The following is a 19831-nucleotide window of genomic DNA, read 5'->3' on the forward strand; positions in this document are numbered from 1 at the left end:
GCGCCTTTGGCGCTATGATTCCCTCATGAGCGAATCAAAGGCCATGATCCTGGGGCTTGCCGGCACCCGGCTTTCGGCGGAGGAGGCCGCCTTTTTCCGCGGCGAGCGCCCCTGGGGCTTCATCCTGTTTGCGCGCAACGTCGCCGACGGGGCACAGCTTGCCGCGCTGACTGCGGCGCTGCGCGACAGCGTGGGCCGCGCCGATGCCCCCGTCTTCGTGGACCAGGAAGGCGGGCGCGTGCAGCGCCTGCGTCCGCCGCTGGCGCCGGACTATCCCCCCGCCAGCGCCATCGGCGCGCTCCATGCGCGCGATGCGCGAGCCGGCCTGCGGGCCGCCTGGCTGATGGGACGGCTCCATGCCTTCGATCTTTCGCGTTACGGCCTGTGTGCCGACTGCCTGCCGGTGCTCGACGTGCCGGTGCCCGGCGCGCACGATGTCATCGGCAACCGCGCCTTCAGCGGCGATCCGCAGGCCGTCGCCGCCCTCGGTCGGGCGCAGGCGGAGGGCCTGATGGCCGGTGGCATCCTGCCGGTGATGAAGCACATTCCCGGCCACGGGCGCGCCGGCGCCGACAGCCACAAGGCCCTGCCGCGCGTCGATGCGCCGCTGGAGGCGCTTCGAGCCCACGATTTCGTGCCCTTCAGGGAGTTGCGTTCGCTGCCCATGGCCATGACGGCGCATGTGGTCTACACGGCGATTGACCCGGACAACCCGTCCACGACCTCGCGGCGCGTCATTGCAGAGATCGTGCGCGCGGAGCTTGGCTTCGACGGGCTGTTGATGAGCGACGACGTGTCGATGGACGCGCTTTCTGGGGATTACGGGGCGCGCACGCAGGCCATCCTTGAAGCCGGGTGCGATCTCGTCCTTCATTGCAACGGCGTGATGGCGCAGATGCAGGCGGTGGCCAGGCAGGTGCCGGTGCTGGCCGGGCGTGCCTTGGCGCGGGCGGAGGCGGCGCTTGCGCGCCGCCAGCCCGCCGACGACACGGTGGAGGCGGCGGCGCGCACCGAATTCGACAGCCTTCTTGCGGCTGTGGCCTGAGCAACGAAAAGGAAAGGCTGACGGTGGCCGAAGCGGCGAAAAATGCGGCAGACAGGAAGGAGCCCGGCAAGCCCATCCCCATGGAGAAGCTGTGGGCGGAGGATGGCGCCGGGCGCGGAGTGTCGGAGCCGGCCCTTACCGTCGATGTGGACGGCTTCGAGGGGCCGCTCGACCTGCTCCTGCATCTGGCGCGCAACCAGAAGGTGGATCTGGCGCGCATCTCCGTATTGGCGTTGGCGGAGCAGTATCTGGCCTTCGTCGAGCGGGTGCGGCGCATGCGGCTGGAGCTTGCGGCCGACTATCTGGTGATGGCCGCCTGGCTCGCCTATCTCAAGTCGCGGCTGCTGATCCCGCGGCAGAAGGACGACGAGGAGCCCTCGGGCGAGGAGATGGCCGCGCTCCTGCAGTTTCGCCTGAAGCGGCTGGAGGCCATGCGGGATGCCGCTGCCCGCCTCGTCAACCGCAACCGGCTGGGGCGCGACGTGTTCGCCCGCGGCATGCCGGAGCCGGTGCTGGTGGAGAAGAAGAGCGCCTATTCGGCGACGCTCTACGATCTGCTCACCGCCTATGCCGCCCAGCGCCAGCGCCGCGCCATCACCAATGTGCAGATCGCCAAGCGCGGCGTGTGGTCGCTCAAGCAGGCGCGCGACATTCTAGCCCGCATGATGGGCGAATTGTCCGACTGGACGGCGCTCGACCGTTTCCTGATCGCCTATCTCACCCGTCCAGAGGAGCGTGTCACTGCGGTGGCGAGCACCTTTGCCGCAAGCCTTGAACTGGTGCGCGAGGGGGCGCTGGAGATTCGCCAGAGCGCGCCTTTCGCGCCCCTCTACATGCGCGGCGGCTCCAAGCCGCCGATCGACAACCGGGAAATGCCATGAACGAAAGCGCCAATGTGGTTCCTTTCCGCGCCGAGGAGAAGGCGCCCGCGGCGGAAGCGCACGATGCGCCGGCCCGCAGTGTCGCCTTCGCGGAGGCCAAACGCATGGCCGAGGCACTGGTGTTCGCCAGTGCCGAGCCGGTTTCCACCCGCGCGCTTGCCGAGCGCCTGCCGGAGGGCACGGATGTCCAGGCCGTCATGGAAGACCTCAGGAGCGATTATGCCCGCCGCGGCGTCAATCTCGTGCGGGTTGCCGATTGCTGGGCCTTCCGCACCGCCGGCGATCTGGCCTTTCTCATGAGCCGCCAGGCCATGCAGCAGAAGAAGCTGTCGCGCGCTGCCCTCGAAATGCTGGCCGTCATCGCCTACCACCAGCCCGTCACCCGCGCCGAGATCGAGGAAATCCGCGGTGTGGAAACCTCCAAGGGCACGCTGGACACACTCCTGGAGACTGGCTGGGTGCGCATGCGCGGGCGCCGGCGCACGCCGGGCCGCCCGGTCACCTATGGCACGACGACGGAGTTTCTCGACCATTTCGGCCTGGAAGAGCTGCGCGACCTGCCGGGCCTGGAGGAGCTCAAGGGCGCGGGCCTGCTTTCGCCGCGCATGCCGTCCAACTTTGCGGTGCCGCAGCCGCCGGCCGATGCCGATGCGCTGGGCGAGGACGAGGATCCGCTGACCGATGTCGATCTGGAAGAACTCGGCCTGTTGACACCGCGCGTCGAGGATGATTGACCGCTTCCGGCGGGGCCGGAGATGAGAACATCACAGCGATGAGCGAGATGCATGAAAAGCCGGCGCGGGTAACCGCCGGGGTGACGTTTGCCGCGCGTCTGGCGTTCGAGGGCATCGGCCATCGTTTCACGCCTCATCAGGCCACGCTTCACGACGTCACGCTGACGGCTGAGCCCGGCGAGGTTCTGTGCCTTCTGGGGCCTTCGGGGTCCGGCAAGACGACGCTGCTCAGAATCGCCGCCGGCATCGAGACCCAGAGTGCCGGCCGGGTGCTGCTCAACGACCGGGAGATCGCCGGTCCCAGCGTCTTCCTGCCGCCCGAGCAGCGCTCCATCGGCCTTGTTTTCCAGGATTTCGCCCTCTTTCCGCATCTCACCATCCTCGACAATGTGCGCTTCGGCCTCACCGCGCTGTCGCGCGAAGAGGCGAGGGGCGAGGCGATGATCGCGCTTGAGCGCGTGGGGCTGGCGCGCTATGCCGGGGCCTATCCGCATGTGCTTTCGGGCGGCGAGCAGCAGCGCGTGGCGCTTGCCCGCGCGCTGGCCCCGCGCCCGGCCGTGCTGCTGATGGACGAGCCCTTTTCCGGTCTCGATTCCCGGCTGAAGGACACGGTGCGTGCCGAGACGCTGGCCATCCTGCGCCAGAGCCGGGCGACGGCCATCGTCGTCACCCACGATGCGGAGGAGGCGATGCGGCTCGGCGACCGTATCGCGCTGTTGCGCCATGGCCGGCTGGTGCAGGTGGGGACGGCGGAGGAGCTGTACCTGCACCCGGCGGATCTGTTCGTGGCCGGCTTCTTTTCCGAGCTCAATCTTCTCGACGCGCGGGTGCGGGGCGGCGCGGCGGACACGCCGCTTGGCCGCTTTCCGGCTCCCGGACGCAACGACGGCGAGCCGGTGACCGTGGCCATCCGCCTGTCCGGCTTCGACGTCGCGGAAGCGGGGGAGGGTGTGGCGGCGCGCATCCTCTCGCGGCGGTTCCTCGGCGTCGTCGAGCTTCTTGATCTGGCGGTGGAAGGGTGCGACGAACATCTGCGGGCCCGCATCCGGCGCGGCCAGCTTCCCCCGGGCGTTCGCGATATATCGTTGAATGTGAACCGCAGTGACGTTCTAGTGTTTGAAAGACGCCGCGAAAGCGCATAAATCAGGAAAGACCTCAGGAAACGGGCAGAGAGATATGGGTTCCTTTTCAATCTGGCACTGGCTCATCGTGCTTGTCGTCATCTTGCTTCTCTTCGGGCGGGGCAAGATCCCCGAGCTGATGGGCGATATGGCCAAGGGCATCAAGAGCTTCAAGAAGGGCATGGCCGAGGATGACGATGCCCAGGCCGCCAAGACCGTCGAACACAAAGCCGACGAGCCGGTAAAGGGCGCCAAGGAAAAGGCGAGCAAGTCCTGATCTGCGGCGTTTGCCGCCTTTCCTTGCAACGGTGATTGATGTTTGACCTCGGATGGCCTGAGCTGCTCGTCATCGCGATCGTGCTGATCGTCGTCGTCGGGCCGAAGGATCTGCCGCGCGTCCTGCGCGGCTTCGGCCGCACCACGTCGAAACTTCGGTCGATGGCCGGCGATTTCCGCAAGCAGTTCGACGAGGCGCTGCGCGAGGCCGAGCTCGATGACGTGAAGGGCCTGGTGGATGACGCGCGTAAGCTCGATCCGCGCGGCGAGATCCGCAAGCATCTGAGCTCGTTCGAGGAGGCCGGCCGCAGCGTGCGCAAGGGGCTCGACGAGGCGATGAAGCCGGGCGGCGCGGCGAAACAGCCGGACAAGCCGGCGGAGGTCGCGCCCTCGACACCGGCGCCGCCGGCAGCGGCGACGCCGAAGAAGGAGAAGAAGCCCGCGCCGAAAAAGGCGGCCGGGCCCTCCACCGCGAAGAAGCCCGCCGCCAGGGCGGCTGCTAAGCCGGCGTCGCGCAGCGGCGGGAGCAACAAGAAGAAAAAGGCGGGAACCGCGTCGTGAGCGCAGCAAACAACGACGACGACGACATCGACAAGTCCTCCGCGCCGCTGATGGAGCACCTGATCGAGCTGCGCTCGCGGCTGATCTGGGCGATCGCGGCCTTCTTCGTGGCGTTTCTCTTCTGCTTCTTCTTCGCCAAGCAGATTTTCAATCTGCTGGTCATCCCCTTCCAGTGGGCCAGCAACTGGGCGGGGCTCGATTCGGAAAAGGTGGACCTCATCTATACGGCCCCGCAGGAATTCTTCTTCACGCAGATCAAGCTTGCCATGTTCGGCGGGCTGGTGCTCGCCTTCCCGATCATCGCCACCCAGGTCTACAAGTTCGTGGCCCCCGGTCTCTACCGCAACGAGAGGCGCGCCTTCCTGCCCTTCCTCATTGCTTCGCCCATCCTGTTCATCATCGGCGGGGCGCTCGTCTATTTCTTCTTCATGCCCATGGTGATGTGGTTCTTCCTGTCCATGCAGCAGGTCGGGCCGGGCACCGAGGTGCAGATCTCGCTGCTGCCGCGCGTGTCGGAGTATCTCGGTCTCATCATGACGCTGATCCTCTCCTTCGGGTTCGTCTTCCAGCTTCCGGTGGTGACGACACTGATGGCCCGCGTCGGCCTGCTGACCTCCACCGGCCTGGTGGACAAGCGCAAATATGCCATCGTCGGCGCCTTCATCGTCGCCGCGGTGCTCACTCCGCCCGATCCGGTGAGCCAGATCGGTCTTGCGCTTCCCACCATCCTTCTCTACGAGATTGCCATCTGGAGCGCCCGGATGGTGGAGCGCAGGCGCGAGAGGGAAGAAGCGGAGAAGGAGAGCGCCGGCTCGACGGCCAGCTCGCAAACGGGCTAGAGCCTCCGCACCGCCTCCCTCCGCCGCCCGCGCGGCGCATCTTCGGGCGAGAGATCACGCACACGCCCGGAACCGCATCATGCTCGATATAAAATGGATTCGCGAAAACCCCGAAGCCCTTGTCGCCGCGCTTGAAGAGCGCGGCCAGGCGGCGGGCGAGGCGCGTTCCGAGGTCGACGCCGTGCTGGCCGCCGACGAGGCGCGCCGCACCCATCTCGTGCGGCTGCAGGAGGCGCAGGAGCGCCGTAACGCCGCCTCCAGGGAGATCGGCAAGGCGATGGCCGCCGGCGAGACGGCGCGCGCCGAGGCGCTGAAGGCCGAGGTGGCCGAGCTCAAGCGCTTCGTGCAGGATGGGGAGGCGGAGGAGCGCAGGCTCGATGCCGCCCTTCACGACCGGCTGGCCCGCATTCCCAACCTGCCGCTCGACGATGTGCCGGTGGGTGCGGACGAGAGCGGCAATGTGGAAATCCGCCGCATCGGCGAGCCGAGGCGGGCGAACGCCTCCAGGGAGCATTTCGAGCTCGGCGAGCAGCTCGGCATGATGGATTTCGAGCGCGCGGCCAGGCTGTCGGGCAGCCGCTTCACCGTGCTGTCGGGGCCTCTGGCGCGGCTTGAACGCGCGCTCGGCCAGTTCATGCTCGACCTGCACACGGGCGAGCACGGCTACACGGAGGTGCAGCCGCCGCTTCTGGTGCGCGACGAGGCGATGTTCGGCACCGGCCAGTTGCCGAAATTCGCGGAGGATCTGTTCCGAGCCGGCGAGCACCATTGGCTCGTCCCCACCGCCGAAGTCCCGCTCACCAATCTCGTGCGCGAGGAGATCCTGGACGCCGAAAGGCTTCCCCTGCGCTTCACGGCGCTCACTCCCTGCTTCCGCTCAGAGGCCGGTTCTGCCGGGCGCGACACGCGCGGCATGCTGCGCCAGCATCAGTTCTACAAGGTCGAGCTCGTCTCCATCACCGATGCCGAAAGCTCCATCGCCGAGCACGAGCGCATGACCGAATGCGCAGAAACCGTGCTGAAGAAGCTCGGGCTTCCCTTCCGCACCGTCGTGCTTTGCACCGGCGACATGGGGTTCGGCGCGCGCAAGACCTATGACATCGAGGTGTGGCTGCCGGGGCAGAATGCCTATCGGGAAATCTCCTCCTGCTCGGTGTGCGGCGATTTTCAGGCCCGCCGCATGAACGCGCGCTACCGGCGTGCCGGCGAGAAGCAGGCGCATTTCGTGCACACGCTGAACGGCTCCGGGGTCGCCGTCGGCCGCGCGCTGATCGCCGTGATGGAGAACTATCAGAACGAGGACGGCAGCATTAGCATTCCTGAAATCCTGCAGCCCTATATGGGAGGCATGACGCGAATCGAAGCTGGGCGAGACTGACGGTGCGCATTCTTCTGACCAATGATGACGGCATCCATGCCGAGGGCCTGCAGGTGCTGGAGCGGATCGCCCGCACGCTTTCCGACGACGTATGGGTGGTCGCGCCGGAGACCGACCAGTCGGGCTTTGCGCATTCGCTGTCGCTTTCGGAGCCGCTCAGGATGCGCAAGATCGACGAACGGCACTTCGCCCTGCGCGGCACGCCCACCGATTGCGTCATCATGGGCGTGCGCAAGGTGATGGACGCGCCGCCCGACCTCATTCTGTCGGGCGTCAACAACGGCACCAACATCGCCGACGACGTCACCTATTCGGGCACGGTGGCCGGCGCCATGGAGGGCACGTTGCTGGGCATCCGGTCCATCGCGCTCAGCCAGGCCTACGATTTCGCCGACGACATCCGCTATATCCCTTGGGAGACAACAGAGGCGGTGGCGCCGCCGCTGCTCAAGAAGCTGGTCGAGACCGAGCTGCCGCGCGGCGTCTTCCTCAATGTCAATTTCCCCAATTGCCCGCCGGAGGCGGTCAAGGGCACGCGCGTCACCGTCCAGGGCAAGCTGGTGCACGGGCTGTGGATCGAAGAGCGGCGCGACGGCCGCGGCTTTCCCTATTACTGGCTGCGCTTCGGCCGCAAGGAGGAGGAGGTGCGCAAGGGCAGCGACCAGGCCGCCGTGCGCGACGGCTACATCTCCGTCACTCCCCTGCATCTGGATCTGACCGCGCACGAGGTGCGCGAGCGGCTTTCGAAGGCGCTTTCGTGACGGCAACCGACGACGAGCGCGAGGGATTTGCCGCCTTCATGCTGCGCTGCCGGGCGCGCGGCATCGGCTCCAACGCGCTGTTCGCGGCCATGGAGGCGACGCCGCGCTCGGGCTTCGTGCCGGCCGAATGGCGCAAGTGGGCCTGGTCGCAGCGCACCGTGCCCATCGAATGCGGCGAGACGCTGGAAGGCTGCGACCTGCAGGCGACGGTGATCGAGGCGCTGGAGCTCAAGCCCGGCCTGCGCGTGTGGGAGATCGGCACGGGCTCCGGCTATACCGCGGCCGTTATGGCGCGGCTTGCAGAGCGCGTCGTCACCATCGACCGCTACAGGACGCTCGTCGAGCAGGCGCAGCTTCGTCACGAGGGCTTCGGGCTCGAAAACATCGTTGCCCGCCAGGCGGACGGGCTGGAGGGGCCAGCCGACGGCCCGTTCGACCGCATCGTCGTCTGGGCCGCCTTCGAGGAGCCGCCCCGCCATTTCGTGGACTATCTGGTCAGCGGCGGCATCATGGTGGCGCCCGTGGGGCCGGCCGAGGACGTGCAGACGATGACGAAGTTCGTCAAGGTCGGCAGCCGCTTCGAGCGCACGGTGCTGGAGCCCGTGCGCCTGCAGCCGCTTACCCGCGGTGTCGCCCTGGCCCTTTGATGCGGGTTAACCCGACGGTAACATTAACGCGCTTTAATCGTGGCTGTCGCGAGTAACGGGATAAGTGCGAGTAGCCACATGCGTTTCGGCATCACCGGGCATCATCGAAACCTCCTGGCGCGGGGCGCGGCTGTCCTCGTGGTGGGCGCAGTTGCCGCCGGCTGCACTTCGGGTGCCGCCAGTCTGGACGACGGTCTCGTCACCAATTCCACCACCGCCAGCGCGCCGGTGACGGTCGCCCAGGCGGACCAGCCCTATCCCGGCGACATGCCGCAAGGCCGGCGCAGCGCGCCGGAATACGACAAGATTGTGCGGCCGAAGGTGCCCGTCGGCGGCGGCAGTGTGCAGAACAGGGCGGACGCGCCCTTGCCTCCGCCCTCCGGTCCCGGCTATGCCGCGGCACCGGCAAGCCAGCCGGTGCGCCAGGATGTCTCTTCCCAGCCGCTGCCGCCGCCGGCGCAGGCGCCGCAGCCGGTGCAGGCTGCCGCCTTGCCCGACACGCGCGGCGGCACGTCGCCCGCTCCCCAGCCGGTCGAGCCGCCGCAGGCCCAGGTCGCCGTGCTGCCGCAGGCGCCGAAGCCCGCACAGCGCACCGACAGCCGCACCGACAATGCCGCTCCCAGCCCGGGCAGCACCTATACGGTGGTCTCGGGCGACACGCTCTATGGCATTTCGCGCAAGACAGGTGTCAGCGTCGAGCGCATCAAGCAGGCCAACGGCCTGTCCGACGGCATGATCCGGGTTGGGCAGACATTGACCATCCCCGCCGCCGGCGCCAGCGTGGCGGCGGCAGAGCCAGTCGAAAGGCCGACGCCCGCACCATCCCGTCCGGCCCCTGTCACCAAGGTTGCCGCCAGCAGCCAGGAGCAGGAAAAGCCCAGGGTCGTCAGCGCCGCACCGCCCGTGCAGGAAGAGGAGAGCGCCGGCAACATCGAGGAGGCCACCGAGGTGGCGGCCATCGCGCCCGATGCCACGGGAGTCGGCCGTTTGCGCTGGCCAGTGCAGGGGCGCGTCGTCACCGGCTTCGGCAGTGGCAATGACGGCATCGACATCGCCGTGCCGGAAGGAACGCCCGTGCGCGCGGCCGAAAACGGCGTCGTCATCTATTCCGGCGACGGGCTGAAGGGCTTCGGCAACACCGTGCTGGTGCGCCATGAGGACGGCCTGGTCACCGTCTACGGCCACGCCTCCAGCCTCAAGGTCAAGCGCGGCGACAATGTCCGGCGCGGCCAGGAAATCGCCCTTTCGGGCATGAGCGGCGATGCCGACCGGCCGAAGCTGCATTTCGAGGTGCGCAAGGGCACGAGCCCGGTCGATCCGATGCGCTATCTGGAATAGGCCGGCGCGCCGGGTTTCACGCCTTCAGCCTTCTGCCCAGCCGTCCCGCCAGGTCCTGGATGAACTGCCAGGCCACGCGGCCCGAGCGGCTTCCGCGTGTGGTCGCCCATTCCAGCGCCTCGGCGCGCAGCGTCTCGGCATCGACGGGCAGATCGTGATAGCGCGCATAGCCCTCGATCATTGCCAGATACTCGTCCTGCGAGCATTTGTGGAAGCCGAGCCACAGGCCGAAGCGGTCGGAGAGGGACACCTTTTCCTCCACCGCTTCCGAGGGGTTGATGGCCGTCGAGCGTTCGTTCTCGATCATGTCGCGCGGCAGGAGATGGCGGCGGTTGGACGTGGCGTAGAGGATCACGTTGTCCGGCCGTCCTTCCACGCCGCCTTCGAGCGCGGCCTTCAGCGACTTGTAGGACGTGTCATCGTGGTCGAAGGACAGGTCGTCGCAAAACAGGATGAAGCGGTGCCGGTCCGTCTTCACCAGATTCATCAGCCTGGGCAGGCTCTCGATGTCCTCGCGGTGGATTTCCACCAGCTTCAGGGGCAGGGCGGCCTTCTTGCGCGTCCGGTTCACCTCGGCGTGCACCGCCTTGACCAGCGACGACTTGCCCATGCCGCGCGCGCCCCACAAGAGCGCGTTGTTGGCCGGCAGCCCGGTGGCGAAGCGCCGCGTGTTGTCGAGAAGAATGTCGCGTACCCGCTCCACGCCCCGGATCAGGGACAGGTCCACCCGGTTGACGCGGGAGACGGGCAGAAACGCCCCGCGCTCGGCCTGCCAGACGAAGCAGTCGGCCGCCTCGAAGCATGGCTCGGGAGAGGGAGCAGGGGCCATGCGGGAAACGATGCCGATCAGCCGTTCCAGCTTCTCGTTCAGCATCTCGATGCTTTTCTCGTCCATTCCATCCTCGCAAAGCGCCGGCTTCTGGTGAGTACCGTACGGTACGGTTCTGTCACGCCCTTGGTGTGTTTTCAAGCCTCTGGATGCGGAGTTTATAGCTGCGGGCACAATATCGAAATCGCGCGCCTGGCGCGGGGCTTTTCCCGCCTTGCGGCGCCTTGGCGAAACGGGCTCTCCGCCGCTTCGAGCGCACCGCGCGCCCGCGCGGGGACAGGATCCGCACCGCGCAGAATCTCCATCCCCGCCAACCCTTTGCCTTTTCGAGCGACGAACGCCCGGAGCCATGGCGCAGGGCCGTTGGACGCGCCCCGTTTCCCGAGTTCCTTGACAAAGGCCGGACGGCGAAAGCGGAGCGCGGCAACGGTAGCGGCGGGTGTCAGGAGGCGGCGGGCCATCTATCTGTCGCGCTGCGGACGCGCGTTCCTTGCCCGCGCGAAGGTGTAGCCCGTCTCCACCGCCTGGCGGCCATATTTCTCCCGCAGGCTGTCGATGGCGCCTTCGGCGAGGGCCCGCTTGTGCGACAGCGTGTCGACCAGGTCGGGCGGGTCGGCCTTGGCCGCGTCGGTCAGATCGGCCACGCCGATGCCGAGAAGGCGGAAGCGGGTGCCGTCCACCTCGCGTTTCAGCATGTCGAGGCCGGTGCGGAAGATGCGGTCGGCAAGCCGAGTGGGGTCGCCCAGTTGCCGGTTGCGCGTGCGGATGCGGAAGTCGGCGCTCTTCAGCTTCAGGACCACCGTTCTCCCGGCGATGTCCGCCTTCTTCAGCCGCGCCGAGACCCGTTCGGACAGGGCCCTGAGCACCGGCACCAGATCCTCCAGGGCGGCGATGTCGTGGTCGAAGGTGGTCTCCGAGGATACGCTCTTGGCGGCGCCTTGCGGCTTCACCGCCCGTGTGTCCTGCCCGCGCGACAGGCTGTAAAGGCGCTCGCCCATGGTGCCGTATCGGCGCATGAGCTCGGCCCGTTCCATGCGCTGCAGCTGGCCGATGGTACGGATGCCGTCGCGGGCCAGCGTGGCGGCAAAGGTCTTGCCGACGCCCCAGATGGTGGTCACCGGCTGGCCGGCCAGGAAAGAGAGCGCCTCGCCGCGCCCGATGACGGAAAAGCCGCGCGGCTTGTCGCGGTCGGAAGCCACCTTGGCGAGAAACTTGCAGTAGGAAAGGCCCACCGACACGGTGATGCCGATCTCCTTTTCCACCCGGGCGGCGAAGCGGGCCAACACCATGGCCGGCTCCGCCCCGTGCAGCCGCTGCGTGCCGGAAAGGTCGAGAAAGGCTTCGTCGATGGAGAGCGGCTCGACCAGCGGGGTGAGCGCCAGCATCATCTCGCGCACCTGGCGACCGACCCGCGCATATTTTTCCATGTCGGGCTTCAGCACCACTGCCTGCGGGCAGGCTTCCAGAGCCTTGAGCATCGGCATGGCCGAGCGCACGCCGTTGATGCGGGCGATGTAGCAGGCGGTGGAGACGACGCCGCGCTTGCCGCCGCCGATGATCAGCGGCTTGTCGCGCAGGGCAGGATTGTCGCGCTTCTCGATGGCGGCATAGAAGGCGTCGCAGTCGATATGGGCAATGGCAAGGCTGGAAAGCTCTTCGTGGTGGAGTACGCGCGGGCTGCCGCAGGCAGGGCAGCGCCGCACCCCCGGTTGCGGGCGGGAGAGGCAGTCGCGGCAGATACCGGGCGAAGCGTTGACAGCCATGGCCGATTATGAGAACATAAAGAGAACAGAATGATAAAGCATGGCGCCTCCGCGCACAAGCACAGGAGAGGGAGCGTGGCGATCTCCATCGTCCCGTTGACGCCGCAGCTCTGGCCGGCGTTCGAGGATCTGTTCGGCAAGCAGGGGGCCTGCTATGGCTGTTGGTGCACCCATTTCCGCCTGCCGCCGGCCGTGCGCCGCGAGAACGACCGCCGGCGCAACAAGGACCATATCCGCGAACGGATCGAGGCCGGCCCGCCGCCGGGGCTTCTCCTCTTCGATGGGGAGAGGGCGGATGGCTGGATGCAGATCGGCCCGCGGCTCGACGTGCCGGAGTGGAACAATCGCGGCCGCGTCTCCGCGCCGCTGGAGGATGCGCCGGCCGATGATCCTGCCGTGTGGGCCATCTCGTGCTTCTTCGTCCGCGCCTCGGCGCGCGGGCGCGGCCACACCCATGCGCTGGTGGAGGCCGGCATTGCCTATGCCCGTGCGCAAGGGGCGCGGCTTCTGGAGGCCTGCCCGATGCGCCAGTCGAAGGATTCGCGCTCCATCGGCCTCTTCGCCGGCTCTCAGCGGGTTTTCGACAGGGCGGGCTTCGTGACCGTGGCCGAGCGCAAGCCCGGCCGGCCTTTGATGCGGCGCGTGCTGTGAGCGGTTCAGGGCTGGATGTCCCAGCCTTCCTCGCCCAGCGGCAGCGCCCGGTGGGCGGCTTCCACCTGCCGCGGCGGGATGGCGGTTTTTTCGCAGAAGGCCATGAGGGTGGGCTCGTGGGCCAGCACGAATTGCAGCACGCCCGCCAGGAAACCCGGTTCCCCCGCCGCCTTGCGGATGTGGCGCGCCTCGATGCCCGTCAGCGCCAGGAAACGGGGCAGCAGATCGGGATCGGAGGCGATGAAGGAGAGGGCGTCTATGGCAATCGCTTCGGCCTGTTCCTGCTGCATGGGCGGCGTCTCCTCAAGCCCGGCTCTGCCGCAGGCGATAAGGCCAAAGCGTCCGTCGCGCAAGCGGCCCGCGGGGCTTGTTGCCGAACCGATCAATTCGCGGCGGATCCTTTTTCTTTTCGTAAATCAAATCGTGCCATAAGACTTGCGGGGATCGGCGGATGCGTCTGCCCGCGGCGGGCGGGAGAGGCCGCGTTTGAGCGCTAGGGGAGCCAATGCCGAAGAAGGTCATGATCGTCGAGGACAACGAGCTCAACATGAAGCTCTTCCGCGACCTTATCGAGGCCAGCGGCTACGAGACCGTGCGCACGCGCGACGGACTCAAGGCGCTGGAGCTGGCGCGCGAGCAGCGCCCCGATCTCATCCTCATGGACATCCAGTTGCCCGAGGTCTCCGGCCTCGAGGTCACCAAGTGGCTGAAGGAGGATGACGATCTGCATTCCATTCCGGTCATCGCCGTGACCGCCTTTGCCATGAAGGGGGATGAGGAACGGATCCGCCAGGGAGGCTGCGAGGCTTACATCTCGAAGCCCATCTCGGTCTCCAGTTTCATCGAAACCATCAAATCCTATCTCGGAGACGCCTGATGGGCACCGGGGGGGCATTCATCGGGAGGCGGCCATGACAGCCCGCATCCTCGTGGTCGACGATGTGGCGGCCAATCTCAAGCTCCTGGAGGCACGGCTTCTTGCCGAGTACTACGAGGTGGTCACCGCCAGCACCGGGCAGGACGCCATCGAGATCTGCGAATGCAGCAAGGTCGATGTGGTTCTTCTGGATGTCATGATGCCGGGGATGGACGGTTTCGAAGTCTGCCGGCGGCTGAAGGCGGACCCGGCCACCACCCACATACCGGTCATCATGGTCACTGCGCTCGGTCAGCCGGCCGACCGCGTGCGCGGGCTGGAGGCGGGGGCCGACGATTTCCTCACCAAGCCGGTCAACGACCTGCAGCTTCTGACGCGGGTGAAAAGCCTTGTGCGGCTGAAGGCGCTCACCGACGAATTGCGCCTGCGCGCGGCGACCACGCGCAACATCGGCATCGAGCAGCTTCTCGACAGGAAGTGCGGCGATTGCGGAGAGACGCCGCCGGTGCTCCTGGTGGAGGAGGATGCCGCCTCGGCCCGCAACGTCACCCGGCTGCTTCGCGGCAGCTTCGCCGTCGATGTGGTGGGAGAGCCGCAGAAGGCGCTGCAGCAGGCGGGCGAGGGCGCCTATGAATGCATCATCGTCTCTGCGGACTTTGCCGATTACGACCCGCTGCGGCTCTGTTCGCAACTGCGCGCGCTGGAGCGTACACGGCTCGTGCCGATCGTGCTGTTGGCCCGCGAAGACGACGAGGCGCGCATCATCCGCGCGCTGGAGCTGGCGGTGAACGACTATGTGCTGCGTCCGGTGGAGCGCCAGGAGCTGATCGCCCGCCTGCGCACACAGATCCGCCGCAAGCGCTACAATGACCGCCTGCGCTCCAGTGTTGCCCGCACGGTGGAGATGGCGGTGACGGACCCGCTGACGGGCCTGCACAACCGGCGCTATCTCGACAGCCATCTCAAGAGCCTCTTCGACCGCGCCGCCGCGCGCAAGCGGCCGCTCTCGGTGATGATCACCGACATCGACCGCTTCAAGTCCATCAACGATACGCTGGGCCACGATGCGGGCGATGCCGTTCTCAAGGCGTTCGCCGAGCGGCTGCGCCGCAACCTGCGCGGCATCGATCTCGTGTGCCGCTACGGCGGCGAGGAATTCGTGGTCGTCATGCCGGACACGGAGCTTGCCGTGGCCGAGAAGGTGGCCGAGCGCATCCGTGCCGAGATCGCCAGCGGCCCCTTTCCGGTGGGCGAGGGCGGGCCGGCCATCGAGGTGACGGCGAGCCTCGGCGTGGCGTCGATGAAGATGCCCGGCGATACGGTGGAGGCGCTGATGAAGCGCGCCGACATGGCCCTCTACGAGGCCAAGACGGGCGGGCGCAACCGGGTGGTGGCGCCAGCCGCGTGACGGCGCAGGGCGGCAGGGCATGGTTACGCATTTACCCTAATGCGAGGCCGCCTCTCACGATGGTTAAGTAATTGTTGATTTTCTTGAGCAGTTGCGCGACTCTTGCAACCGATGGTGGACCCGCCGCTTGGGGAGGCGCGGCGCCATCAGGTGGAATACCCCATGATGCTCAGGTCCGCCGCATCTCCTGGGTTCCGTGGGGTCGGCCGGCCGGCGGCTGGCTCAAAGTGGCCTCCTCGTACCGCTGCCAGTTCCGCCGGTCGGCCCCTTTTTCATTTCCGCACATGCGAAAACGGCGCCCATGGGGCGCCGCTTTCGTGTGTCAGATATGATTGAGCCTACTTGATCTTGGCTTCCTTGAACTCGACATGCTTGCGCGCAATCGGATCGTATTTGCGCTTGGTCATCTTCTCCGTCATCGTGCGGCTGTTCTTCTTCGTGACGTAGAAGTAGCCCGTGTCGGCCGTCGACTGGAGCTTGATCTTGATGGTCGTGGCCTTGGCCATGGCATTCGTCCGTTTCTTGTCGTGAAGGTGGCGGCCCGCAGGCGTTGGCGCCGGGGCGCGGAAAACTCGCCGGACACATAAAGGGAATGCCGGGAAAGTCAAGCCCGTGTGCGCCTGCCTACTGGCCGACGGCGATGTTCAGCGCCTCGAAGGGCGTGGTGACGATGAGCTCTGCCGCCGAGCCTATGGTCTGGCCGATGCCGCGCGTCAGCCGCTCGATTCGCCGGGAGATCTCCTGTTCGGACGGGGTGGGGCCGTTCCGCGATGCGGCAAGTCCCTCGCCCAGTAGGCGCACGAGAAGCGGGTTCTCGGCGAACTTGGAATGGTTGAGACCGCTGGGGGAGGAGAGCTCGGTGGCGTCGATCACGGTCACGCCGTATCCGGCAAGCTCCTGCGCGTCTATGGCGCCGCCCAGGCGCGGCCGGTTGCCGGCGATCAGGCGCGACACGTCGAGCGCCCGGTCGTCCCGCGATGTCAGGATGAAGAAGTTCTGCTCTGGAACGCCGTAGCGGCGCATCTGCGTCTTGAAGACATCCACGTCGATGTCCGGGGAGGCGAGCACGACATCCGCCAGCCGGCCGCCAAGATCCCGGTCGCCGGCAATGGCAAGCTGCCTCAGCGCCTCCATGGTCACCCAGCTTCCCATGGAGTGGGCAACGATGTCGATGCGCCTGGCGCCGGCGCTGGCGACGAGCCGCAGCGTCTCCTCCAGCGCGTCGCGCGCCGCCGTGGCGCTGTTGTTGTCGTAGATATAGTCCACGGTTCGCGCGGCAGAGGCCCAGGTGAACAGGACCGGCGCGCCGAGATAGCCCGAATCGTGCACGATCTGGGTGATGCGGTAGACGGCATCGTCGAATCCGGTGTTGAAGCCGTGGACGAAGACGAGCGCCCGCCCGCCGCGCGCGGCGATGTCGCGGGCGAGCGCATCGCGGAAGCCCTTCTCTCCGCCGTAAATGCCGAGCCTTCTGGCGGCGAAATAGCGCGCGGGATCGGCCACGCGCGGGGAGGGGGAGCGTTCCTCCCGACCCGCCTGATGAATGGCAGGTACGGAGATGTCGACGAAGGCGAATGCGGTCTGCTGGGCGCGTTCGCCGGAAAAGATCACGCCCGGCGCCGGCGTGCGCTCGCGCGACGTGGCGATGAAGATGCGGTGCAGGGCGGAGAGCTGCGCCGGCGTGGCCGGGGCGATGGTCTCGGCGATCAGGCGGTGCCGGTCCACAGAGGCGCAGCCGGCCGCAAGCAGCACGAGCAGCAACGGAAGAAGGCGCCTGGATATGGAGGCAAATGGCATTTTCGGCGACAACTCGTATCGGTCAGTGCGGGCGGCCCGGCCGGTCCGCCCTGGTGTGGCTTCGCATCATCCGATATGCGATACAGCCGCAGCCGAGGAAAGCCAAGGGTGGGAACGGAGGCGAGATGAGATCATTTGTCGAGCGTGTCGGACAGGCCGCCGATGCCCTGCGCGCCCTTTTTCCCGAAACACCCCTGCAGGAAAACGACTATCTGTCGAAGAAGACCGGTGCGCGCGTGCTTCTCAAGCGCGAGGACCTGACGCCCGTGCGCTCCTACAAGCTGCGCGGCGCCTTCAATTTCATCCGCAAGGCGCTGTCCGCCACGGCCGGGGTGGACAGCTTCGTGTGTGCCTCGGCCGGCAATCATGCCCAGGGGTTTGCCTTCGCGTGCCGCCACTTCGGCCGCAAGGGGGTGGTCTTCATGCCGGTGACGACGCCACAGCAGAAGATCGACAAGACGCGGCTTTTCGGCGGCGACTTCATCGAGGTGCGGCTTGTCGGCGACTATTTCGACGATTGCTATCGGGCGGCTGCGGATTTCGCCGCCGCCAACGCCGCGCTGATGGTGCCGCCCTTCGACCACCCGGACATCATCGAAGGGCAGGCGACGGTCGCGCACGAGCTGGCGGGCCAGTTGGACAATCTCGACGGGGCGCTGGTGCTGCTGCCGGTGGGCGGCGGTGGGCTGGCGGCCGGCGTGACCGGCTATCTGCGCGACATCGGCGCGGCAGCGGATTTCCTCTTTGCCGAGCCCGCCGGCGCGCCGAGCCTGCAGCGCAGCCTGGCCGCCGGCAAGCGGGTGAAACTTGAGCGGGTGGACAATTTCGTGGATGGGGCGGCGGTGGCGGAGATCGGCCGCGAACCGTTCAAGCGCCTCAAGAGTTTTTCCGCGCAAACCGTCAATATCGTTCCCGAGAACAGGCTCTGCGCCACGATGATCGAGATGCTGAACATCGAGGGTGTGGTGCTGGAACCAGCCGGCGCCCTGGCCATCGATTCGCTGAAAGACCTCCCGCGCAAGACGCTCAAGGGGCGCACGGTGGTGGCGGTGATTTCCGGTGGCAACTTCGACTTCGAGCGCCTGCCGGAGGTGAAGGAACGGGCACTGCGATTCGAGGGGCTGAAGAAGTATTTCATCTTCCGCTTTCCCCAGCGGCCCGGCGCCCTGCGCGACTTTCTGGAACTGCTGGGGCCGGACGACGACATCACGCGCTTCGAATATCTGAAGAAGTCGGCGCGCAATTTCGGCTCCGTGCTCATCGGGCTGGAGACGAAGGATCCCCGCAACTTTGCCCTGCTGAAGCGGCGTTTCGACGAGGCCGGCTGGGCCTATCAGGACATTACCGACAACGACACCATCGCAGGGATGCTGATATGAGCGCCCATATCGTTCTGTTCCTGGGCTGAGTGCTCTAGCTGCACACGCCCGACCGCTAGACCGGTTCATCGTTTCAATGAAACGCTGATCCGGTCCATCTATTTGTTTTTGCGGCATTTGTGCGTCGCCAGATGATTCCATCTGGCTGCAAAATGCTGTAGGGATGCCCCAAATCCGCGCCCGGGATCGAGCCGACGCCGAAGGTGGCGATGACACGGCGCGCAACTGGCGCTCCGCCCTGGCGCCCGGGCGGATGACGGCCGGGATCAGCTGACCGCCGGCCGCATTTCCAGATGCTCGATGCCCAGCAGTCCGCGCATGTTGGGCCTCGCATTGACGAGATCGCGGATGGTGTAGGACGACAGAACGTCGAAGAAGGCGCCGAGCGCCTTGCGCAGTGCCTCATTGAGACCGCAGCCATCGACCAGCGGGCAGTCGGTGCCATCGTTCTCGAAGCACTCCGCCATGGCGAAGCTCTCTTCCGTCACCCGCACCACGTCGAACAGCGTGATCTCTTCGGCAGGCCTTGCCAGGCGCACGCCGCCGTTGCGCCCGCGCACGGTCTCCACCAGATTGTTCTCCACAAGCGGCTGCAGGATCTTGAACAGGAACAGCTCCGACAGCGAATAGGCCTGCGCGATGTCTGGAATCCGGCTCAGGCGCCCCTCATTGGCCGCACAATACATCAGAATGCGGATCGCATAGTTGGTTTGCCGGGTCAGGCGCATGGAATCCCCTTTGTCTCAGACCAGTGCCTAATATGGCGCATAGTTTAGAACAATTCCAGAGACGATCGCAAAAACATGATTTTCATGATCAGGAAAATAGCAGGACCGAGCCATGCAGTCCATGCATGGGGGCAATGCGCGGGCGTGCAGGCTCTTGCGGTTCCTTGTTGCACCGCACATATAGCGTGCGAGTCGAACGGCTCGGGGAGGAACCCGCGAGGAGTGCGACTTATGGCCTGGATGGTAAGAGCTGAATCACCGCCCGCCGGCGTGGTGCGCCGGTTGAGACCCTCCGAACTGCCGCTTTTCCGCGATCACCTGATGCGCCTCGATGGTGAGAGCCGCCGCGACCGCTTCAATGGTGTGGCCTGCGATGCGTTCATCAAGGACTATGCCGCGCGCAGCTTCGCGCAGGGGGCAACGGTGGTCGGCTATGTGGAGGGTGGCCGTGTGCTGGGTGCGGCAGAATTGCACGAGCGCCCCGATCTCGACCCGCCGACGGCGGAAATCGCCTTCAGCGTCGAGAAGCCGCTTCAGCATCGCGGGCTCGGCAGCCAGCTCTTCCAGCGGCTCATCGCCCATGCGCGGGCGCTCGGCTATACGCGGCTGCGCGTGACCACCCACCCGCACAACGAGGCGATGCGGGCGCTGGCGCGCAAGTTCAATGCGCGGCTGAGCTTCGAGGCGGGCGAGACCGTGGGGCTGATCGAACTCGACGCCGCGCCCTTGCGCGACGCCGATCTTTTCGCTTTCCTGCCGCCGCTCGAGGCCGACGGCATGCCGGCGCGGTAGGCTGCCTCCCGCGCCGGGCTGGCCAG

23 protein-coding genes are annotated in these 19831 nt (G+C 66.8%); 16 read left to right on the plus strand and 7 right to left on the minus strand.

Annotated features, from left to right (window positions below; genetic code table 11):
- Positions 1-25 precede the first annotated feature (25 nt).
- From nagZ to NYR58_RS01810, 11 genes are all read left to right on the plus strand, one after another.
- Positions 26-1045 carry a beta-N-acetylhexosaminidase gene (gene nagZ / locus NYR58_RS01760; protein ID WP_261518678.1) on the plus strand — a complete coding sequence of 340 codons (1020 nt, stop codon included), beginning with the start codon at positions 26-28 and terminating at the stop codon, positions 1043-1045.
- Positions 1046-1125: 80 nt separating this feature from the next.
- The gene (locus tag NYR58_RS01765; protein WP_261518838.1) at positions 1126-1926 is read left to right on the plus strand and encodes a segregation and condensation protein A; all 801 of its coding nucleotides are present in this window, start codon (positions 1126-1128) and stop codon (positions 1924-1926) included.
- Entirely contained in the window at positions 1923-2660 is a 738-nt protein-coding gene (scpB, locus tag NYR58_RS01770; RefSeq protein WP_261518679.1) for an SMC-Scp complex subunit ScpB, read from the plus strand. The genes NYR58_RS01765 and scpB overlap by 4 nt, the downstream gene beginning before the upstream one ends.
- 38 nt (positions 2661-2698) lie before the next feature.
- Positions 2699-3802, plus strand: a complete 1104-nt coding sequence (locus NYR58_RS01775; protein ID WP_261518680.1) for an ABC transporter ATP-binding protein — start codon at positions 2699-2701, stop codon at positions 3800-3802.
- 34 nt (positions 3803-3836) lie between these two features.
- Complete coding sequence (locus NYR58_RS01780) at positions 3837-4058, plus strand: twin-arginine translocase TatA/TatE family subunit (RefSeq protein WP_261518681.1); 222 nt, start codon at positions 3837-3839, stop codon at positions 4056-4058.
- Positions 4059-4096: 38 nt separating this feature from the next.
- A complete protein-coding gene (gene tatB, locus NYR58_RS01785; RefSeq protein ID WP_261518683.1) occupies positions 4097-4618 on the plus strand; it encodes a Sec-independent protein translocase protein TatB in 522 nt (173 codons plus the stop codon).
- Positions 4619-4668: 50 nt separating this feature from the next.
- Positions 4669-5457 carry a twin-arginine translocase subunit TatC gene (gene tatC, locus NYR58_RS01790; RefSeq protein WP_261518839.1) on the plus strand — a complete coding sequence of 263 codons (789 nt, stop codon included), beginning with the start codon at positions 4669-4671 and terminating at the stop codon, positions 5455-5457.
- Positions 5458-5536: 79 nt separating this feature from the next.
- A complete protein-coding gene (gene serS, locus NYR58_RS01795) occupies positions 5537-6835 on the plus strand; it encodes a serine--tRNA ligase (RefSeq protein ID WP_261518684.1) in 1299 nt (432 codons plus the stop codon).
- A gap of 2 nt (positions 6836-6837) precedes the next feature.
- The gene (gene surE, locus NYR58_RS01800) at positions 6838-7596 is read left to right on the plus strand and encodes a 5'/3'-nucleotidase SurE (protein WP_261518685.1); all 759 of its coding nucleotides are present in this window, start codon (positions 6838-6840) and stop codon (positions 7594-7596) included.
- Positions 7593-8243: a protein-L-isoaspartate(D-aspartate) O-methyltransferase gene (locus NYR58_RS01805; protein ID WP_261518687.1), complete on the plus strand. Its 651-nt coding sequence runs from the start codon at positions 7593-7595 to the stop codon at positions 8241-8243. Before surE ends, NYR58_RS01805 begins: the two co-directional genes overlap by 4 nt.
- Before the next feature lie 78 nt (positions 8244-8321).
- On the plus strand, positions 8322-9581 hold the full coding sequence (locus NYR58_RS01810) for a peptidoglycan DD-metalloendopeptidase family protein (RefSeq protein ID WP_261518688.1): 1260 nt from the start codon (positions 8322-8324) through the stop codon (positions 9579-9581).
- 16 nt (positions 9582-9597) lie between these two features.
- On the opposite strand, the gene NYR58_RS01815 is transcribed toward NYR58_RS01810, so the two are convergent.
- The 3 genes from NYR58_RS01815 to NYR58_RS01820 are packed head-to-tail and all read right to left on the minus strand — an operon-like array spanning position 9598 to position 12173.
- Positions 9598-10476, minus strand: coding sequence for an ATP-binding protein (locus tag NYR58_RS01815; RefSeq protein ID WP_261518689.1), 879 nt, complete (start codon positions 10474-10476; stop codon positions 9598-9600).
- Positions 10477-10528: 52 nt separating this feature from the next.
- Positions 10529-10837 (minus strand): DUF3653 domain-containing protein, encoded by a 309-nt coding sequence (locus NYR58_RS20555; protein ID WP_390880914.1) that lies wholly within the window; start codon positions 10835-10837, stop codon positions 10529-10531.
- Positions 10838-10871: 34 nt separating this feature from the next.
- Positions 10872-12173, minus strand: coding sequence for a DNA polymerase IV (locus tag NYR58_RS01820; protein WP_261518690.1), 1302 nt, complete (start codon positions 12171-12173; stop codon positions 10872-10874).
- Between the two features lie 30 nt (positions 12174-12203).
- Between NYR58_RS01820 and NYR58_RS01825 the strand changes: the two genes are divergently transcribed.
- Entirely contained in the window at positions 12204-12824 is a 621-nt protein-coding gene (locus tag NYR58_RS01825; RefSeq protein WP_378074577.1) for a GNAT family N-acetyltransferase, read from the plus strand.
- A gap of 5 nt (positions 12825-12829) precedes the next feature.
- Here NYR58_RS01825 and NYR58_RS01830 read toward each other — a convergent pair whose 3' ends face one another.
- Positions 12830-13114 (minus strand): DUF3572 domain-containing protein, encoded by a 285-nt coding sequence (locus tag NYR58_RS01830; RefSeq protein WP_261518691.1) that lies wholly within the window; start codon positions 13112-13114, stop codon positions 12830-12832.
- A 215-nt stretch (positions 13115-13329) separates the two neighbouring features.
- Between NYR58_RS01830 and NYR58_RS01835 the strand changes: the two genes are divergently transcribed.
- Both NYR58_RS01835 and NYR58_RS01840 read left to right on the plus strand, forming a co-directional pair.
- Complete coding sequence (locus NYR58_RS01835; RefSeq protein WP_261518692.1) at positions 13330-13701, plus strand: response regulator; 372 nt, start codon at positions 13330-13332, stop codon at positions 13699-13701.
- 34 nt (positions 13702-13735) lie between these two features.
- On the plus strand, positions 13736-15109 hold the full coding sequence (locus NYR58_RS01840) for a PleD family two-component system response regulator (RefSeq protein ID WP_261518693.1): 1374 nt from the start codon (positions 13736-13738) through the stop codon (positions 15107-15109).
- Positions 15110-15447: 338 nt separating this feature from the next.
- Here the strand turns inward: NYR58_RS01840 and rpmG are convergent, their stop codons facing one another.
- Together rpmG and NYR58_RS01850 are read right to left on the minus strand one after the other, a co-directional pair.
- Entirely contained in the window at positions 15448-15615 is a 168-nt protein-coding gene (gene rpmG / locus NYR58_RS01845; protein WP_261518694.1) for a 50S ribosomal protein L33, read from the minus strand.
- A gap of 118 nt (positions 15616-15733) precedes the next feature.
- Entirely contained in the window at positions 15734-16906 is a 1173-nt protein-coding gene (locus NYR58_RS01850) for an alpha/beta hydrolase (RefSeq protein WP_261518695.1), read from the minus strand.
- A 125-nt stretch (positions 16907-17031) separates the two neighbouring features.
- Here NYR58_RS01850 and ilvA point away from each other — a divergent pair, with 125 nt between their 5' ends.
- Entirely contained in the window at positions 17032-18285 is a 1254-nt protein-coding gene (ilvA, locus tag NYR58_RS01855; RefSeq protein ID WP_261518696.1) for a threonine ammonia-lyase IlvA, read from the plus strand.
- 266 nt (positions 18286-18551) lie between these two features.
- Here ilvA and rirA read toward each other — a convergent pair whose 3' ends face one another.
- Positions 18552-19013 carry an iron-responsive transcriptional regulator RirA gene (rirA, locus tag NYR58_RS01860; RefSeq protein WP_261518697.1) on the minus strand — a complete coding sequence of 154 codons (462 nt, stop codon included), beginning with the start codon at positions 19011-19013 and terminating at the stop codon, positions 18552-18554.
- 231 nt (positions 19014-19244) lie between these two features.
- Here rirA and NYR58_RS01865 point away from each other — a divergent pair, with 231 nt between their 5' ends.
- Positions 19245-19805 carry a GNAT family N-acetyltransferase gene (locus tag NYR58_RS01865; protein ID WP_261518698.1) on the plus strand — a complete coding sequence of 187 codons (561 nt, stop codon included), beginning with the start codon at positions 19245-19247 and terminating at the stop codon, positions 19803-19805.
- The last annotated feature ends 26 nt before the right edge of the window (positions 19806-19831 follow it).

Source organism: Chelativorans intermedius (genome assembly GCF_025398255.1).
Taxonomy (GTDB): domain Bacteria; phylum Pseudomonadota; class Alphaproteobacteria; order Rhizobiales; family Rhizobiaceae; genus Chelativorans; species Chelativorans intermedius.

What these genes read in the sequence shown, in the direction of transcription:
- nagZ (WP_261518678.1), top strand. Translation starts at nt 26, where the DNA reads ATGAGCGAATCAAAGGCCATGATCCTGGGGCTTGCCGGCACCCGGCTT.
- NYR58_RS01765 (WP_261518838.1), top strand. Translation starts at nt 1,126, where the DNA reads ATGGAGAAGCTGTGGGCGGAGGATGGCGCCGGGCGCGGAGTGTCGGAG.
- scpB (WP_261518679.1), top strand. Translation starts at nt 1,923, where the DNA reads ATGAACGAAAGCGCCAATGTGGTTCCTTTCCGCGCCGAGGAGAAGGCG.
- NYR58_RS01775 (WP_261518680.1), top strand. Translation starts at nt 2,699, where the DNA reads ATGAGCGAGATGCATGAAAAGCCGGCGCGGGTAACCGCCGGGGTGACG.
- NYR58_RS01780 (WP_261518681.1), top strand. Translation starts at nt 3,837, where the DNA reads ATGGGTTCCTTTTCAATCTGGCACTGGCTCATCGTGCTTGTCGTCATC.
- tatB (WP_261518683.1), top strand. Translation starts at nt 4,097, where the DNA reads ATGTTTGACCTCGGATGGCCTGAGCTGCTCGTCATCGCGATCGTGCTG.
- tatC (WP_261518839.1), top strand. Translation starts at nt 4,669, where the DNA reads ATGGAGCACCTGATCGAGCTGCGCTCGCGGCTGATCTGGGCGATCGCG.
- serS (WP_261518684.1), top strand. Translation starts at nt 5,537, where the DNA reads ATGCTCGATATAAAATGGATTCGCGAAAACCCCGAAGCCCTTGTCGCC.
- NYR58_RS01810 (WP_261518688.1), top strand. Translation starts at nt 8,322, where the DNA reads ATGCGTTTCGGCATCACCGGGCATCATCGAAACCTCCTGGCGCGGGGC.
- NYR58_RS01815 (WP_261518689.1), bottom strand. Translation starts at nt 10,476, where the DNA reads ATGGACGAGAAAAGCATCGAGATGCTGAACGAGAAGCTGGAACGGCTG.
- NYR58_RS01820 (WP_261518690.1), bottom strand. Translation starts at nt 12,173, where the DNA reads ATGGCTGTCAACGCTTCGCCCGGTATCTGCCGCGACTGCCTCTCCCGC.
- NYR58_RS01825 (WP_378074577.1), top strand. Translation starts at nt 12,204, where the DNA reads ATGATAAAGCATGGCGCCTCCGCGCACAAGCACAGGAGAGGGAGCGTG.
- NYR58_RS01830 (WP_261518691.1), bottom strand. Translation starts at nt 13,114, where the DNA reads ATGCAGCAGGAACAGGCCGAAGCGATTGCCATAGACGCCCTCTCCTTC.
- NYR58_RS01835 (WP_261518692.1), top strand. Translation starts at nt 13,330, where the DNA reads ATGCCGAAGAAGGTCATGATCGTCGAGGACAACGAGCTCAACATGAAG.
- NYR58_RS01840 (WP_261518693.1), top strand. Translation starts at nt 13,736, where the DNA reads ATGACAGCCCGCATCCTCGTGGTCGACGATGTGGCGGCCAATCTCAAG.
- rpmG (WP_261518694.1), bottom strand. Translation starts at nt 15,615, where the DNA reads ATGGCCAAGGCCACGACCATCAAGATCAAGCTCCAGTCGACGGCCGAC.
- NYR58_RS01850 (WP_261518695.1), bottom strand. Translation starts at nt 16,906, where the DNA reads ATGCCATTTGCCTCCATATCCAGGCGCCTTCTTCCGTTGCTGCTCGTG.
- ilvA (WP_261518696.1), top strand. Translation starts at nt 17,032, where the DNA reads ATGAGATCATTTGTCGAGCGTGTCGGACAGGCCGCCGATGCCCTGCGC.
- rirA (WP_261518697.1), bottom strand. Translation starts at nt 19,013, where the DNA reads ATGCGCCTGACCCGGCAAACCAACTATGCGATCCGCATTCTGATGTAT.
- NYR58_RS01865 (WP_261518698.1), top strand. Translation starts at nt 19,245, where the DNA reads ATGGCCTGGATGGTAAGAGCTGAATCACCGCCCGCCGGCGTGGTGCGC.